A 17,586-nucleotide genomic window follows, 5' to 3' on the forward strand; every position below is an offset into this window, starting at 1 on the left:
CTCTGTGAACCTTGAAGGCTATAGAGGTTAGGTCCGGCTCGCCACAAAAGGCCTTAGTCCTTTCAAATTTCAATCTCGAAAAATACCTATAGCCTACTGTTATGGCCTGATCTTTATCTAGGGGCATTAGATTTTAATCTTAGGGCCACTCTTTGGAAGTATAAAAGCCCCCTTAAGCCTCCAGAGGCATGTTTTAAGAGTCCTCATTGGCTTTCTTGAATATTCTGCCGCAAATCTAGCAGTAGTTACCTGGGCACCCAGAGTAAACACAACAATAGGCAGTCTTAGTGAAAGACCGGGACCATTAAAAACAGGCCCCGGTCGATAAGGGTTAATTCACACTTTTAGAATGGTAAACAATCGCTTGCCACACATTTTGCTGACCGCCGATATAATTCTCAAAGGTAGGGTTCTTAATATAATTCCAGGCCACTTTGCCGTTACCGAGATACATTGGCTCATCCAACCCACCCCATCCATAATCGGTGAGTTTTACCGGCCCCTCAAGTACATTCAGATCTGCGTCAATCTCCATCACATAATAGGCTTTTGGAACCAGCATACGCATGGCCTCGCCTTTCTTATTGTAACTGCGATTATATGGAAGGTTATCGGAAATACATTGGAACTGTGCATAACCAAACAGGTAACGACCGTTCTTTAAGTCTACCAGCTGCGGATCACTAATCTGGCAATCGGAATCTTCAGCCAGCCACTTGATGCCAACCCCCTCAATATTGCCTTCCCAATCAACCTTGGCAATACCTACGCGAGTTAAAGAAGATTTATCCAGGGCGCCGCCAGAATAGAGCGCTTGCCTTGGTATCAGTGAATAGTCACCCTCATCATATTCGATCTCTTCGAGGTACGAGAAGAAGCAATTTTTATTGGCCTTAGCAGCACATTGATCATCAAAAGGGCCATCTCCACTGGTATCAATACCGAGGGTATCCTGTAAGAACCTATTCATATCCTCATCTTCGATGTACTTCGGTGAGACGATAACAGATAAATTGGTATTAGCATCAACCGGAACGACTGTGTGCCCTCCCCCATTCGAAATCATTGCACTTGTTGTAGGAACCACGTGATTGTAGGTGCCTTCCAGGATAGATGAGCCATCATCTTCCATTTTGATCGCAATTGCATTCAAGCCAGGTGAAGGGTGATATTTATTTCCATCACTGGTGCAGAGCGCCCCAAACATTTCATTTCCAGGGTTATAGAAAGCCCGGATATTCAGTACATGACCATGTCCACATAACCAATCCCAACCTCTACGGTCATCTCCCGTCATTGTTAAGGACCAATCATCCCGATCAATCACGGTTAATCCCGCTGAATAATGAGAGCCACTTGAGAGTACACGTGCAGTGACTGAAAAAGCATAATTTGTACGCCCTTTGCTGTCGTTCTCAACATATATAAGCTCTTGGGTGCCTAAGTGGGTACCGCCATGCATTTTATTAACGACGTAAGTATCCGGTTTTTCAGATAAGGGTTTGTCATCCCACTCCATTAACCAAATCTGATCATTGTACTTTTTCTGATTATCAGTACCGGCAACACTAGCAAGATTGTCTTCGTTAATCTTCATTTTGCTAGTGCCATGCTCTTCCACTATGTCTTTCGTAATGTCGTAGCGCTCACTGGCCTTATATTCTGTGTTACACAAAACAGCAACCCTAGAGCAGTCTGCGCTAGCTGTTATACCGTGAGACTCATAACACTGTTTCAGAATCGTGGTATTTCCAGTTTGATCAAAACTTGAAGTTTCAGGGTTATATTGGAGTTCATAGACTGAGCCATAGGTCGGATTTGAGGCACTTTGTCCTTCAGATAAGGTCGTGGATACAAACATCCGAGGCTTATCTGTATCAGTTGCGCAGGTCGCAGTGTAACTACGAATGGGGATATCGATATTATCTTCATCTTGCTCACTATCTGTTCGGCCAATATAGTGTGCAAGCTGATACACTTCCTGTGCATTTACCATTGCATCAGGCAGGGTAATATCGGTGGCCGTTATTGTAGCAAAGCCCAGATCGGAGCTTGAAACACCTCCAACCGTTACCGTTGAGGGATCATTGTCGGGAAGGGGCGTATCGCTCCCAGTATCACCGGAACCACTATCATCTCCTTGGTTGTCGCCACCCTGATCACCACCATTATTACTACCACCATCGCTCACAGCTGGTGTCTCAGGTTCGGAGTCTGAAGAACCGCCCCCTCCGCCGCTGCACGCAGCCAAAGCTGCAGTTAATGCCAAAACCAGTAAATTCTTGCTAAATAACTTGTCCATAAACGCCTGAAATATTATTTTTTTGATTTGTGTGTTAGGTAAGGATTGAGAGTTAAGTTCCAGTAAGTCGCGAAATGAAAATACGAAAATAATTTTATTTTTTCGTGAATAATTTTCTGTGTCGCATTTAAAAAAATGAAGAAACAAAAGCCTGCCTATATCGCTGCCTTTCTGACGATATTTGTCACCTATATACAAAATGCGTTAGAAGTGCTCTCTACCACCATATAGCTTTACTAAAAATGGGGGATATTATTCAGCATGAGCACCCCAGAATTGCTTCTTGATGACAGCCGAGTGCCTGCTGAAGCAATAGTGCTGGAGGTTTTAGCAGCAATAAACAAACGCTTAGCCGAAGAATCCGAGCAACAGGCTCTTCTCAGAGCCATGGGGTTAACTCTTTGATAGTGCCAAGGGAGCCTCTAGCTTGCGCTACACTAAGATCGGATACAAACACCTACAAACTGAACACCACCAGAATTATTGTTATTATCATCTTATTCAAACTCACCTCCCTTATAATAAAATTTATATGTGGCTTAAACCACTAATGGCCATAGGCATTGGAGTTAGAAACCAATCCGGAATCAATTATTAGCAGCTGGGAAGTAGGATCAGACGACACAAAAAAACACAACCCCATAACCACGAATAAGTGAATTAGGCAAGAAGGGGTTTAGGTGTGAAAAATTTTGGTAGGTGCAAGCTTTTTTCTAATCTCTGACAATAAAAACATTCGGGCAAAATATTGCCCGAATGTCCTTTCAATCAATTGCAACCGTGTCCGTCTACATCTGCTCCATCTTCAACGGCATTACACTTCGGACAACGGAAGCCACCACCTTCCACATTCTTATAGTTAACATAGGTCCATCCTTTGGGTGGATTTTCAGGCGAGTACTTCTCCCTAGTTGGCTCAGCAGTGGGATCGGCAGGATCTATAGAACCTTCATTAGAAGTGACTTCAATTTCCATGTTACTTTTCCTTATTAATCAGCTTAACAACATCAGAGGATATGGGTGCTTGGCATATGGACGGTGCTAATCCAGCCAAAGCCTCTCCATGCACTGAATTAACACGACGGTATTCTAAAGGAATATATATACAGGGCAGCACACTTTTAAGGTCACACGCTGTTACACGGCACGTTTACCAGCCATAAAACTGCACTTTAACTGATACCGCGCCAAATGACATCAAAAATCACTTTACTAAAAATCCGCATTCCTAGAATGCGGATTTGCCCTCTGCCCCCTAAAAGGGGGCTATTGAATCAGCTTTCCTAGGAGCTGCTTCATAACTTGAATCAGCTCACTATTGCTGGACTTTTTTCTATGTAATTGCGTGAGAATAACTGATTTCAAGATATGAAATAACCTTTAGAAGGGTAACCAATAAAAACCAATTACCCACCTCACTTTCGTACCGACCTAACATGAAAAACTCATGACTTCCAGAAGTCACCAGCTGTAAAGGGTCGTCTTTATAGACCTCATATGCAAACATCAGCTTTACAGTAAAAATGGACAAATAAATAGCTAAGGCAGCAAGGCACGAGACTCTGGCTTTTTAAAGAGCTCCGACTTATGAATCATATATGCCGCAACACAAAATATATCCAGTCAGAAAATAGAGAAACAACTCATCTCCGACTTATCTTGTCGCAGCCCCTAAATAAACCAATTAATCCCCTACCCTATTAACATCTAAATAAACCATGGCACCCTGACCTTTTGAGTCAACCATAATATTTTACTTCGCTGCGAGCTAATGGAGGGCAGAGTAAAGTAGCGTTATCAAAATACCATCTTTTTATTTTTTTAAAAAAGGATAGAGATAGCTACTGTGCCCTTTACTAGCATATTTTTTATTGGCAATTCCTAGATTTAAAAGGACCACTAGGAAACTGTTATCTAGCAACAAGTGTGGATCTGACTATTTTCCGTGCAATACACCACAAAATACTTAAGCCATACCACCATTACCCAGTACGGACGCCTTGATACTTTAATATTTTCAAACTAGACCCCTACTCTTTAGTACAACATAGTGTGCCACCTGAAGATCCAAAACACTATATATAGTGATCCAGATCAAGTGCTTCTCCCCTGGACTTTTATAAGCTTCCCGCACAATCTGTGAAGGAAAGCCCATGACCAGTACCTCTACCCCAGAAATTGACAGTGCCATATCTCCTACTCAAAACCTAAGCAGTTTTCTGGTGCGAAAGCGGGATGGTCGCGCTGTGGCTTTTGATCCTCGACGTATTACTTCGGCACTTGTGCGAGCCGGGATGGCTACTGGTGAATTTGGTGAGGATGAAGTTGATTGGCTAACCCAGGGCATCCTGAAAGTGATTAATCATCGCTTTGATGCTGTGACGCCAGTCGATATTGAGGAGATCCAAAATATCGCCGAGCAAATATTAATCAATTGCGATTATATAGATACAGCTCGAGCCTACATCGCCTATCGGGAGCGACATGCGCGCATACGCAATGACCGACAAACACTGGTAGATGTTGGAGCTTCTATTGAGGAGTATCTGGAGCAGGCAGACTGGCGTGTCGCTGCCAATGCTAACCAGGGCTACTCCCTCGGCGGTCTGATTTTAAATAGCGCCGGTAAAATGATTGCCAATTACTGGCTGAATCATGTTTATTCGCCGGAGATTGGTGCAGCCCACCGAGATGGAGATTTACACATCCATGACCTGGATATGTTGGCCGGCTATTGCGCCGGTTGGTCACTGCGCACCCTGCTGCACGAGGGGCTGAATGGGGTTCCCGGCAAAGTTGAGTCTGCACCGCCCGCCCACTTGACCAGCGCAGTTGGGCAGATCGTTAACTTCCTTGGCACATTGCAAAACGAATGGGCTGGCGCCCAGGCATTTAGCTCCTTCGATACTTATCTCGCACCCTTTGTACGCAAGGATCAGCTGGATTACGCCAGTGTGCGCCAGTGCATGCAGGAGCTGATTTTTAACCTGAACGTGCCATCCCGCTGGGGCACCCAGACCCCATTTACCAACCTCACTTTCGACTGGGTTTGTCCCCAAGACTTGCGAGAGCAGGTGCCGGTGATTGCCGGCAAGGAAATGCCATTTACTTATGGTGACCTGCAGGTAGAAATGGACTTGATTAACCGCGCCTATATTGAAGTAATGAGCGAAGGGGACGCGCGCGGCAGGGTCTTCACTTTCCCAATTCCAACTTACAATATCAGTGAGGACTTTCCCTGGGAGAGCGAAAATGCGGAGCGGCTGTTTGCCATGACTGCCCGTTATGGACTGCCCTACTTCCAAAACTTTATTAATTCAGACCTCAGTCCAAACATGGTGCGCTCCATGTGCTGTCGCCTACAGCTGGACCTGCGCGAGCTACTTAAACGTGGCAACGGATTATTCGGCTCCGCCGAACAGACTGGCTCTCTCGGTGTAGTAACCATCAACTGTGCACGCCTGGGCTATTTGTATAAGGGAAACTGGGATCTCCTACTCGCCCAGTTAGACAAACTGCTGATACTTGCACGGGACTCCCTGGAAGTAAAACGCAAAGTAATTCAGCGGCATATGGACGCCGGCTTATTTCCCTATACGCGTCGATATCTTGGCACTCTGCGTAACCACTTCTCCACCATTGGCGTTAACGGCATTAATGAAATGCTGCGAAACTTTAGTGAAGACCGTGAAAGTATCATCACAGAGCCCGGTAAAAAACTTGCCGAGCAATTGCTCGACCATATTCGTTTGCGAATGACGGAATTCCAGGAACAAACCGGCCACCTCTATAATCTCGAAGCCACACCGGCTGAGGGAACTACTTACCGTTTTGCCCGCGAAGACCAAAAGCGCTATGAGGATATTATTCAGGCTGGCAGCACGGAAGCACCTTACTATACCAACTCCTCCCAGCTACCAGTCGGCTTTACCGATGACCCTTTCGAAGCGTTAGCCCGGCAGGAATCCCTACAATCCCGTTATACGGGCGGCACTGTGCTGCACCTATACCTGGGTGAACAACTGCCAGATGCCGATAGCTGCCGCCGCTTATTACAGCGCGCCCTGAAAAATTATCGGCTGCCCTATATCACAGTAACTCCCAGCTTTTCTATATGCCCAGTACACGGCTACCTGAGCGGCGAACACGAATTCTGCCCCCGCTGCGATGAGGCCCTTCTCGCTAGTGAGCAATCTTGCTGCAGCGATTAAAACCAACCACCAAGGAGAGACATCATGAATAAACCAACCTCACCACTCAAAAATGAAGACCGTACCCGCTGTGAAGTCTGGAGCCGGGTGATGGGCTATCACCGCCCAGTTTCCTTCTGGAATCCTGGCAAACAATCGGAACACAGGGAACGCCGCTTTTTTGTTGCAGGTAATGGCAAATAGCTATGGCTGAAAAGCTGCGCATCGGCGGTTTTACACCATTTACCGCTATCGACTTCCCTGGTGAATTGGCCGCGGTGGTCTTTTGCCAGGGATGCCCTTGGCGCTGCCGCTACTGCCATAATGGTGATCTGTTGCCGGCCCGTGCGCCCAGTGCTTACGACTGGGACCAGATGTTGGGGCTCCTCGCCAGCCGGCAAGGACTGCTGGATGCGGTGGTATTTTCTGGCGGGGAGCCAACAGCCCAGGGGGCACTGGAAGCCGCCATAGCCCAAGCCCGTAGCCTGGGGTTCAAAATAGGTTTACATACCGCCGGGATCTACCCTCGAAAACTGAGTCGCTTAATCCCCATTTTGGACTGGGTTGGGCTGGATATAAAATCGTTGCCGGAAAATTACCCTGCCATTACCGGGGTAGATGGTAGCGGTACAGCACCCTGGCAATGTGTAGAGCTATTAGCCGAAGCGGGAATATCGATGCAAGTTCGCCTTACCAGGCATCCTTACCTCACCAGCGATGAAGAGCTGGCTAAAATTCAGGAGAAGCTTCACAAGAATGGTGTTCATCATTTAGAGGTACAGCGCTGTAATACTGAGCAAGCGCTTGACCAAACTCTGAAGTTTATTTCATAGGGCTAAAAAGTTTGCGGGACCATATAGAATCAGCGGTCGGCCAAGGACAACTTCTCTTTATGACTCTTCTAGTGTCAGGCTCAAAGACCAGTAAAGAGACCAAGCTTGGCCTCTTCCTGAAAGGAAACTAGCACCAGCACATCAATCTTGCATAGGAGCAATACTTTGCTTATTTAATGCGAGCGCTTTGGGTTGTGCTGAATAAGAGTGAGTAAATTGGCTTTTAAGCTTAGCAGCAAGCTCTTCGGCCAATAACCTGCTTTGCAACAGAGCCTGGTTTACCGAATTTCTATGCCGTTCATCCGCAAACTCCTGATATTCGACGTTGATCTCATGGATTTGATCGACCCCCAGGTAATGGCTCAGCGTTCTGACATGAGGGCCCAAGTGATTCATCTTCTCGCGTATTCCCCCCTCTGCAAAGCCAAATTCACCAGCAGAAGTAATTAGCACCAGAACCTTCCCCGACATAATGGGCTCAAGAGGATATTCTCCACGGGCCAAGTCAAAAGTGAAAGTTTTGTTAATGCGTATCACCTGATCGAACCAGGCTTTTAAAGCCGCCGGCATGCCGTAGTTATACATTGGGGAAGACATCACTATGATATCCGCCTGGTCGAGTTCACTGATCAAAGTGTCCGATAATGCGACTAGGGATTTTTGCTCTTCACTACGCTGATCTTCTGGAGTAAATACAGAGGCAATCCAATCCTGGCTGATAAAGCCTGGCGGGGTCTGGCCAACACCCCTATAGATGAGCTTATCTTCGGGTCTTTGCTCCAGCCAGCTCTTCACAAAACTTGCGGCAACGGCCTTGGAGATAGAGGAGTGTTTTGGTATGTCCTTATACTCATCAGGTACCATAATAGCCCCAAAATGCTGGGCACTGGCTTCAATATGAAGAAGGGTTTTCATTCACTAGACCTCTCATAGTTCATCATTAGGTCCAACGATAGTGCGATCTGCATACATTCTTGACAAATGAGATTTCATTATTTATAGATGAATTTATCTCACCTATAAGAAAGTGCTGTCCATGTATCCAAGCCTAACCTCCCTCAACGCCTTAAAGGTTTTTGATGCAGCTGCAAGGCTCGGTAGCTTTAAGAAAGCTGCGGAAGAACTCTTTATTACCCCTACAGCAGTTTCCCACCAGATTAAAAGCCTGGAAGATGCGCTAGACAGCCAGCTATTTGAACGTAAAACCCGTGCAATACAATTAACAAAGGAAGGAAGGCTACTCGCAGAAACAACATCACGAATTTTTCAGCAACTTGCCGAAACCATAGGTGAAATAGCCAATTCAAATCGTGTGATTTCTGTTAGTACAACCTCATCTTTTGCGGCTCTGTGGCTGGTTCCCCATCTGGAGCGCTTTTATCAGCAGTATCCTGATATCGAGATATCCATTTCTACTGGTGAACAAATAGATGACATTGAGCGCCACCGACACATTGATATAGCTATTCGCTACGGGGAGTTTGATCCAAAAGCCGAAAATACGACAAGGCTTATTACGGAATCAGTGGGTATGTACGCTACGCCGAACTACTTATCAACTATAACGGATATCGAGCAGGCGCAATTGTTAGAGACCAAATGGATTAACCAATCTTTAACCCCATTCAGTTGGAAATACTTACTTGGCGACCTCAATAAAAACCTTACCATTCGACAATATGATCAGGAGCATCACGTTATACAAGCCGCACTGGCCAGTCAGGGGATTGCTTTAGTCAGTTCCCTTTTGGTACAGAATGCTTTACAGAACAAATGGTTAGTGCCATATAAAAACACAGACATAAAACACAAAGCCAATGGACTGTCATACTACGCAGTAACCCCAAGCCGTAATATAAATAATAAAAGTGTCACTAGCTTTCTTGGCTGGTTGACTGAAGAAATAAAGTAGGCTGTGCAAATATTTGAGATGTGATTCTCTATAAAGATAAGTAATTTTTATTGTAAAAAAACCATGGGATTGAACGTTAAAAATATTTTTAAACTTGAAATAGGACTTTTAACTGGAGTAATGGCGTAGGTTTGGGTTGAGATCCAAAAACAACGTATTAATAAACATCGCCAGCTTCCTGCCTCATTTGCTGAGCAAGGGTTCTCGGACGCAGCAAGAGATATAAATCGTTATCAGCCTAGATTTATAATGTATTTTCAGAATTGGATTTAATAATCAAAACCCCGCACTAAGTATCGAGCAGTATATGATAAATAAATTCTATACCCAGGCGTACAATGCCAAGCTACTGGAGCTAACTTCTAGAAGCTTGAGATCTAAACATATTATTTCAGGCTCAATGTCACATTCAATGATTTAAGGATTTGACGCAGCCGCCAATTCAATTTGAAAACGCTTTCTTAACAGTTTGAGAAATGTCGTTGGGGCTAACCTGTATAAATAGGCTCCAATCAGGCTTATATCTTTCGGGAACCAACGCCCCTTGCCCTTTTCCCAGGCTGTCACAATCTGATTGGCCATCCACTCAGGGCTACGTACTGCTCCCACTGTGCTCCTTTGGTGCCTGGCTCGTCCACCATCTCCATCTAAAGCATTTTGCTCAATCATTGTGGACAGGAAGCTCGGGTAAACCATTAATACGCTAACCCCCTTGTTCCGCACCTCTTCACGAAATACCTCAAAATACTGGTGCAAAGCACTCTTGGCTGCGCAATAGCCCGCGCGCCCCAAAACCGGCATCCATCCAGCCATTGAACTGATATTTACCACACAGCCAGAGGCCGCTTTCAGCTCTGCAAACAAGCCCTGAGTAAGTTCTACCGGTGCATGGTAATTGACTGCCATCACCTTGCGGATTACCGCACTAGACGTTTGTGTCGAGAGGCTTCGGTGGGTAATACCAGCGTTGTTTATTAGCAGATCAACTCTTGGATACTCATTCTGCAAGGATTGAACCAATTCCGCTAATGCCAAGCTATTGGCTAGATCAACGGTAAATGTTCTGGCTCGAATACCACGCCCTCTGAGTTGTGCCTCTCTTTGACGGAGTTTTTCAGTGGAAACATCCACCAGAAGAAATTCCGCAGTGTATTTTCTTGATAGACATTCGGTAATTGCCCAGCCCAGTCCTCCGGCAGCTCCGGTTATCACAAATGTTTTCTGTGATTTATCTGCCTTAATAGTAGCCATCTCAGCTCTCCCCCACTGACGGTGAGAGTTTGCTGGAGGGCGGTCTTATTCCGAGTGCTTTTTCTGCAAACAAATAAAAGACTTCCTTGGATGTCTTCTCCGGAATAAATCCCAGTTCCTCTTTCAAAAGGCGGTTATCCAAAACCGGCCTGTATTGCAAAAAGGCTACATGGTCTGGATGGGTATCCGTTAGGTGGAGGCTATAACCTAGCCGAAGTACCCCTTTTACCATCCAGACTGGCGGCCTTATCAGTGGCTTTGACAGAATCTGTGCTATTTCCTTTGGGGTAAGACTGCCATCACCGGCCAGATTGAATATGCCGCAGGCACCAGCCTTCACGCCAAGGGATAACGCGCGAATCACATCCTGATCCCAGATAAAGACAAAAGGTGAGTTATAGCCACCGGGGTCCAGAAGCACTTTTCGTTTAAACAGTTTGCTGATTTTGTTATTCGTTTTTTCGCCCAATATAGAGGAAACTCGAAATACCAGCTGTTTAAGATATGGGTGCCGCTCACGATATTCAGCCAGCAGCTCCTCAATTTTGCGCTTGTTATTGGAATAACCAAATTCAGAATTACCGCGCAGAGGATGGTGCTCTTCAAGTTTTGGTGGGTTATCAGGATAATAACCATAGGCGGCGCCACTGCTTGCCACAGTAATATGTTTAACTCCCGCGTATAGACAGGCCTCGAGTACATTTCTTGTGCCCTCTACATCGACACGATACTCAGCAGTATGATCCCGACCTGCAGCCATTACCGATGCTAAGTGAATCACATGAGTAATAGATTCTGCCTGCATTATTTTCCCAAGATCCTTATCACAGATATCCTTAACAAGGATTGGAAAGCTTGCGGTTTTCGTGTGAATATCAATTCCAGTTACTGGTAAGATCTTGCTCAGATACTCGCCAAGTTGGTTTCCGATATAGCCTGCCGCACCTGTAATCAAAATCCGAGGCTTCATTCTTAATATCCTATCAAGAAGTTGCTTGTAATCCGCCAGCCTGATAGGTCAAGGCTTGAGGTGAAAGGTCTTTTAGTAGGTCGGCTTTATGCTTTTTGATAACCTTTACATAAGAGTCTTTATGTACATAATACGCCATGCGCTCGAGGTCAAGATATCGCATACCACCGTCTATACGTTTTGCCGATTTCTGCTGAATAACCTTCCTGAAACGATTAGCAGATGGCGCTCCAGCAATTAGCTGGTGAATATAAAGCGCTACGAGTTCCGCTTGCATATTGCGCCCCTCCCACCCCAAACCAGCCGCTTCTATCATGCCCATCATAAAAAAGTTGTCTGATTTCGGGTGGAATATATTCAGGTACAGACTCGGCGCATGGCCGTTCCAATTTAACTCTGCTTTATCTACGAATGGATAGTGCAGCTTATATCCAGTGGCCTGCACGATCAGGTCATACTCTTCATAATCACCGTCTGAGAAATGCACTTTATGCCCATCGACCGACATGATCGCCGGCCTTGGGTTGATATCTCCGTGGCCAATGTGGTGCAGCAATAAAGAGTTGACTACGGGATGGGATTCAAAAAGTCGGTATTCGGGCTCAGGCAGCCCATATTGAGATGGGCTGCCTAGCGAGAGCCGAATCAGAGCCTTAGTTAGGCGTCGCTTTAAAGTGAGAGGTAGCTTGAGTTTGCCACCCAACTGATCAATAGGTCGACCAAAAATATATTTAGGCAGGAAGTGATATCCACGACGCAGACTGATATCCACTCTTCTCGCCCGATGTACCGCATCCACGGCAATGTCTGCTCCACTATTGCCACAACCAATCAAAAGAACTCTTTTTCCGGCAAAGATCTCCGGGGACCGGTACTGAGAGGAATGTATTAGCTCCCCGGTGTATTGGCCGGGTAATTCCGGTTGGTTTGGATAATGTAATGTACCGCTGGCAATTAATAAGCCGCTAAACTCTCGTGTTTTTTCCTGCCAATTCCTGCGGGTAGTTACTAGCCAGCCGTCTCCGCTACGCACACATTGCACAACTTCCGTATCAAACTCATAGTGACCGTAAAGACCAAATTCTCTTGCATAGGACCGGAAATAATCACCCATGTCTCGATGACTTGGGTAATCAGCGACACTCTCATCCATCGGGAAGTCGGCAAATTCGGTCATCCTTTTAGAAGAGATGAGATGTGCCGATTCATACATAGTGCTAGTTGGGCTGTTGATATCCCATAGTCCTCCTACATCGCTGTGTACTTCAAAACCGATACAGGGGATTCCAAGCTTGAGTAGATTTCTTACTGTACAAAGGCCCATAGGGCCAGCACCTATAACCGCGTAAGGTTTCATGGCACTTCCTTTACCATAGCCATTCAATTCGAAGCTAAGACAGGGGCAATATACCGTGACAAATCAAACGGAGATTGTCATTATCGGGCAGAAGCTGGTTAATTTAGGACATCCGTAATGGATTTGACCGATTCCAGAAGTGTGAATCTCAGCTACTCAAAGGCTTTGCTGGAAGCCTTGACCAGCTTGGGCCTACCCATTCCAATGAGAGCAAGCAAAGTGCTGTCTCAAATAAGTCGGCAAGAACGCGTCCCAATTCATCTACAAGAACAACTTTGGAAGGCGATCATCGATAGCTATCCCGAACCGCTGTTGGGAATAAAGCTAGGGCTCGCCATGCAAGCTAACCACATTGGGCTGGTCGGCCACTTGCTAATGACCCAGAAAGATCTCCAAGCGACCATAGATCAGTTGATTAGCTATCACCCGCTGCTGGGAGAAGGGGGTCACTTTGAGGTGCACAGTGATACATTTTCCGTTAGCCTCTGCTACTATCCAAACTTTATCAAGTTTGCACAAACCCGCGTAGAAACCATACTGGCTGCCTGTATCGCTCAAACCCAAGCTTTAACTGGTGGGAAGTTTCAGGGCTGCAAATTACTTCTCTCATACCCTGCTCCCAGCCTTGCCCTCCAACAGCAGTATCAGGAACTCCTGGCAATACCGGTGCAGTTCAATGCTCAAGTTTCGGCAATCCTATTCCCCGTTAAAGACCTGGCAATTCCTCTGGTAGCGGCAGATAAAGACGTTGTAAGCTGTTTAAAGCCGAAAGCTGATGCCCTTTTGCAAACGCTCGAGAAAAAAAGCTTTCACAGGAAAGTCACCCTGTTACTTCAACAAACTCCCTACTTAACTCGAGAGCAAGTTGCCAAGCACCTCTGCCTTAGCACCAGGCATTTAGGCCGCAAATTGCAAGAGGAACACACCAGTTTTCGCACAGTCCAGGATGAAGTGCGCAGTTATTATGCAAGGCAATGGTTAGTGCAAGGAGAGATGTCCAATAGCGCTATCGCTATAGCCTTAGGATATTCTGATGAGAGTGCATTTGGTAAAGCATTCAAACGCTGGGAAGGCATCTCTCCTAGCCTATATAATAAGCGCCAGAAAGAGACTCTAAAGCGGCTATAGATACCTAAGCTAAGATAGATTAGTTAATATAGTTCAGCAAACCCCTTCCCATAAAACAACTTCAAATATCATACAAATATTCAGCGTACCGTCTGCTCACAATCATTTACCTGGATAGCCGGAATCTTTAATAAAATTAAAAAGGACACCGGTATATAGTTGAATTAATAAATCTGAAGTCAAAAAATTTTCTAATAGCAAAAAATCCAGCATGACTCAATGAGTGTTACGCCGGACATTTGACAAAACTACAAACTCTCACTATATGGCTCACAGGTTAAATTTTTGATATCGATTATTTGGCGCATGAGAACACATTTAATCACACTAGAGTTCAAATCGAAAAACAGGTAAGTATTTAATACGATCCCCATGCAACCACCACCTCAAGAAAGATCATTTTTCCTAACTTGTGCATTGATCACCTTGGATTATTTATCACCCAGTCAAGAAAGATCCATGAATCAGGAATCCCGAAAACATTCAAAATACAAGCAAATTAAGCAACCCAAAACCAAGGAAGAACTATGAGCCTTATCAAAAAAACCCTAAGTTCCATGGCAATAGCTATGCTCGTATCATCTGCAGCAATAGCCGAAGAAAATTCCAATCAGAAAAACTCGGCCATGAATGACATGTGGCTGGATGGAAAAGCAGAGACTGTACTCTTGCTAAATAAAAATTTAAACAGCTTTACTATTGACACCAAAGTTAACAACGGTATTGTGACCCTATCGGGTGAGGTAGATAGCGAAATTGATAAGCGACTAGCTGGGGAATTGGTTTCAGGGATAAAAGGCGTCAAGAGCGTTAAAAACGAACTGACCGTTACAAACAAAAAGAGTATTAGTGACACTATCTCTAGTGAGTATACAGACGCAAAGATCGCAACCGTTGTTAAAACCCGGCTATTGCTTGATCAGGAGATCCCTGGTACCAAAATTGACGTCTCAGCCCAAGGTGGAACCATCACCCTGAAGGGGTCAGTAAAATCCAGCGCCCAGAAAGATCTCGCTCAGGCGATTGCGGAAAACACTGAAGATGTAAAGAAAGTTGTGAATAATTTGACAGTTGTTAAATAGTAAATTCTGAAAAATCACTACACATCCAAATTGCTTGGAGTAATTCAGGCCAAGCCTTCAGGTATGGCTGAAAACATGACCAATTGAAGAATATATTTGCACTACTCAAGAATCATCTTCCAGGGAGTTCTCACATACACCGAACCAGACATTTATATTACAGTTGCGGGGCCTATGACCTATACCCGGGGACGGTAAAGCAATCTGCCACGGCAAGCCAGATTTAGCCATTCCAGGCAGCCAGCATCCAAAACCGTCACCACCGCCCCACCCTTATCATCCTCACAAAATGCGATATTAGTTGGGCGCATCCCACAGGTCGGTATGCGCTCGACTATCTTGCCATCACAATCGAGAACGCTCACATCGCCCTGGCCAAATACGGCACAGTAAAGCCGGCCATCATCACCAAAAGCCATTCCATCCGGCCCAGTTAAACCCTCAGGTGATCCCAAAATAACATTGCCAAAAAGCTCCGCTTCCAAGGATGCTTGAGAAGCGAGATCATACCGATAAATATTCCCTGTCACAGTTTCGCTTACATATAACCGTTCACCGGCATCAAATGCGATGCCATTTGCGAAAGACAAACCAGCGTCTATTATTCTTATGACGCGGCCATTACGTGGATCAATTTCAAATACCCTTCCGTCATATTGACATTGCCTGAAGTCAGCACGAACTACCTGCCCCTCGACAAACTTATCTGGATCAATGCCAGAATCAGTCATATAGAGCAAGCCATTTTTCCCAAACACTAAATCATTTGGCCAAAGATAGGGATAATCTTTAGGCCCTTCATAAATATTAAGTACCGTACCATCGGGTTTCATGCGTACCAGATTTTTACCCCCACCTCCGGCTATCCACAGATTGCCATCACCATCGATTGCTATACCATTGGGACGCCAACCCGGTTTCCCCACTAGATGGTATCGCCCATGTTTATCAATACGACTCACACAATTGCGCGCATTCGACATTTCGGCAACATATACTTGGCCGTCAGGTAAACAGACCGGCCCTTCCGGTTCCTGCAAATCATTGAAAAGTATGCGCCTTTCCATAGGATTCACCGTGTAATTCAATCTACGTAGCAACTCGAATTAAAGAGCTTTACTCTAATAATTAACTCGCATTAAAAGAGCAATCGATTAATCATCGTCGATAGTCCTCCAGCACTTAACACTTACTCGTTGCCACCTTATGGGGATCATGCAATTTCGGAGGTGTAGCATTTCCACCATGTTTATCCAACCATTCACACGCATGAATAATGTCATCAGCCAGGCCATTGATAGCATTCAGGTTTAAATGTGGGCGCACCACGACACGCAAGGAATTTACCGATTGAGCATTGGGAGGCATTGAATAAGCCGACAACACCCAGCCCCGTTCACGCACCTTGTCGGATATATCGTATTCATTAAAATTAGTAATTTTATCATTCAAGGTCATTGCGACTACAGGAATACGTTGCGTTTTGTTCATAATTTCGAAGTAACCGCTATCCACCAGCCTACTGCGTAAAGTCTGAGCATTAGATAGGGTGTGAGACATAATATCTCTATACCCCTTAAAGCCCAGACGAATAAAATTGTAATATTGATAAGCCACCGGAGAAGCATTTCTGCTGAAATTTAATGTGGCCGTGGGCATTTCGCCGCCCAGATAATTGACATAGAACATTAAATCTTCATCGAAGACAGACCGCTCACGGAAAATTATCCAGCCCAACCCCGGCGGTACCAAACCAAACTTGTGTCCCGATGCGTTAATGGATTTTACCCGTGGCAGGCGAAAATCCCAGTGATAGTTGGGATATAAAAATGGATTTACAAATCCCCCAGAAGCACCATCAATATGCATGGGAATGTCATGACCGGTTTTCGCCTGGTGGCGGTCGAGCCAGTTATGAATTGCGCGAAAGGAGTCATCCTCCCCGGTAAAAGTCTGCCCGGCAATCGCCACCACAGCGATGGTATTTTCATCAACCAACTCATCCAGATGTTCGCTATTAAAGCGATAGTGCCCAGGCTTTAGGGGAGCTATACGCGGTTCCACATCGAAGTAGCGCATAAACTTTTCCCAAACGATTTGAACATTGGCTCCGGTAACCAGGTTTGGCCTGGATGTATCCTTACCAGCCTTCTCCCTCTGTTTGCGCCAATTCCATTTGTGGGCCAAGCCCGCCAGCATACAGGCCTCAGAAGAACCAATAGTGGCTGCACCATAAGGCTCCACACCTTTGGGCCCATTCCACAACTCATGCAGCCATCGCACCATACGCGCCTCCATGGCGAATAACTGTGGGTACATATCGTGGTCGATATAGTTCTTCAAGTAGTGGTTCTTGGCCACATCGAAGGCTTCTGGCTCAGTAAAGGTAGTAACAAAAGAGGAGAGATTCATAGCCGGTTTCGCATCAGACCAGGTTTCGCTGGTCACTATGGATTCCGCTGCATAAGCTGAGATGCTGTCCCTGGGAAAGTGATCCTCGGGGATGTCCTCATTATATTCATCGAAGAACCTATCGAATGGAGACTTCTGTTTCACGACCA

The 17,586-nt window shown here is 45.5% G+C and carries 13 protein-coding genes and 1 pseudogene; 6 read left to right on the forward strand and 8 right to left on the reverse strand.

Annotated features, from left to right (window positions below; all coding sequences use genetic code 11):
* Positions 1-331: 331 nt before the first annotated feature.
* On the reverse strand, positions 332-2,449 hold the full coding sequence (locus ACJJID_RS08350) for a hypothetical protein (protein WP_444922309.1): 2,118 nt from the start codon (positions 2,447-2,449) through the stop codon (positions 332-334).
* Positions 2,450-2,563: 114 nt separating this feature from the next.
* Here ACJJID_RS08350 and ACJJID_RS08355 point away from each other — a divergent pair, with 114 nt between their 5' ends.
* The gene (locus ACJJID_RS08355; RefSeq protein ID WP_444922310.1) at positions 2,564-2,707 is read left to right on the forward strand and encodes a hypothetical protein; all 144 of its coding nucleotides are present in this window, start codon (positions 2,564-2,566) and stop codon (positions 2,705-2,707) included.
* A 363-nt stretch (positions 2,708-3,070) separates the two neighbouring features.
* Here ACJJID_RS08355 and ACJJID_RS08360 read toward each other — a convergent pair whose 3' ends face one another.
* A complete protein-coding gene (locus ACJJID_RS08360; RefSeq protein ID WP_152453753.1) occupies positions 3,071-3,277 on the reverse strand; it encodes a hypothetical protein in 207 nt (68 codons plus the stop codon).
* A 1,178-nt stretch (positions 3,278-4,455) separates the two neighbouring features.
* Here ACJJID_RS08360 and ACJJID_RS08365 point away from each other — a divergent pair.
* Together ACJJID_RS08365 and ACJJID_RS08370 are read left to right on the forward strand one after the other, a co-directional pair.
* Positions 4,456-6,696 (forward strand): annotated as a pseudogene (locus ACJJID_RS08365) (ribonucleoside triphosphate reductase).
* A 2-nt stretch (positions 6,697-6,698) separates the two neighbouring features.
* Complete coding sequence (locus ACJJID_RS08370) at positions 6,699-7,325, forward strand: anaerobic ribonucleoside-triphosphate reductase activating protein (protein WP_444922311.1); 627 nt, start codon at positions 6,699-6,701, stop codon at positions 7,323-7,325.
* A gap of 141 nt (positions 7,326-7,466) precedes the next feature.
* On the opposite strand, the gene ACJJID_RS08375 is transcribed toward ACJJID_RS08370, so the two are convergent.
* A complete protein-coding gene (locus ACJJID_RS08375) occupies positions 7,467-8,240 on the reverse strand; it encodes an FMN-dependent NADH-azoreductase (protein WP_444922312.1) in 774 nt (257 codons plus the stop codon).
* 121 nt (positions 8,241-8,361) lie between these two features.
* Between ACJJID_RS08375 and ACJJID_RS08380 the strand changes: the two genes are divergently transcribed.
* On the forward strand, positions 8,362-9,237 hold the full coding sequence (locus ACJJID_RS08380; protein WP_444922313.1) for a LysR substrate-binding domain-containing protein: 876 nt from the start codon (positions 8,362-8,364) through the stop codon (positions 9,235-9,237).
* A 417-nt stretch (positions 9,238-9,654) separates the two neighbouring features.
* On the opposite strand, the gene ACJJID_RS08385 is transcribed toward ACJJID_RS08380, so the two are convergent.
* Genes ACJJID_RS08385 through ACJJID_RS08395 form a run of 3 tightly spaced genes read right to left on the reverse strand, consistent with a single transcriptional unit; the run spans position 9,655 to position 12,815 of the window.
* Positions 9,655-10,488: an SDR family NAD(P)-dependent oxidoreductase gene (locus tag ACJJID_RS08385; RefSeq protein ID WP_444922314.1), complete on the reverse strand. Its 834-nt coding sequence runs from the start codon at positions 10,486-10,488 to the stop codon at positions 9,655-9,657.
* A gap of 1 nt (position 10,489) precedes the next feature.
* On the reverse strand, positions 10,490-11,458 hold the full coding sequence (locus ACJJID_RS08390; RefSeq protein WP_444922315.1) for an SDR family oxidoreductase: 969 nt from the start codon (positions 11,456-11,458) through the stop codon (positions 10,490-10,492).
* 13 nt (positions 11,459-11,471) lie between these two features.
* Positions 11,472-12,815 (reverse strand): flavin-containing monooxygenase, encoded by a 1,344-nt coding sequence (locus tag ACJJID_RS08395; RefSeq protein ID WP_444922316.1) that lies wholly within the window; start codon positions 12,813-12,815, stop codon positions 11,472-11,474.
* Positions 12,816-12,932: 117 nt separating this feature from the next.
* Between ACJJID_RS08395 and ACJJID_RS08400 the strand changes: the two genes are divergently transcribed.
* Together ACJJID_RS08400 and ACJJID_RS08405 are read left to right on the forward strand one after the other, a co-directional pair.
* Positions 12,933-13,943, forward strand: a complete 1,011-nt coding sequence (locus ACJJID_RS08400) for an AraC family transcriptional regulator ligand-binding domain-containing protein (protein ID WP_444922317.1) — start codon at positions 12,933-12,935, stop codon at positions 13,941-13,943.
* A gap of 527 nt (positions 13,944-14,470) precedes the next feature.
* Positions 14,471-15,025: a BON domain-containing protein gene (locus tag ACJJID_RS08405; RefSeq protein ID WP_444922318.1), complete on the forward strand. Its 555-nt coding sequence runs from the start codon at positions 14,471-14,473 to the stop codon at positions 15,023-15,025.
* Between the two features lie 179 nt (positions 15,026-15,204).
* On the opposite strand, the gene ACJJID_RS08410 is transcribed toward ACJJID_RS08405, so the two are convergent.
* Both ACJJID_RS08410 and ACJJID_RS08415 read right to left on the reverse strand, forming a co-directional pair.
* Positions 15,205-16,092: an SMP-30/gluconolactonase/LRE family protein gene (locus ACJJID_RS08410; RefSeq protein ID WP_444922319.1), complete on the reverse strand. Its 888-nt coding sequence runs from the start codon at positions 16,090-16,092 to the stop codon at positions 15,205-15,207.
* Between the two features lie 115 nt (positions 16,093-16,207).
* Entirely contained in the window at positions 16,208-17,581 is a 1,374-nt protein-coding gene (locus ACJJID_RS08415) for a glutamate decarboxylase (RefSeq protein WP_444922320.1), read from the reverse strand.
* Positions 17,582-17,586 lie beyond the last annotated feature (5 nt).

It is taken from the genome of Microbulbifer sp. CnH-101-G (assembly GCF_052466775.1).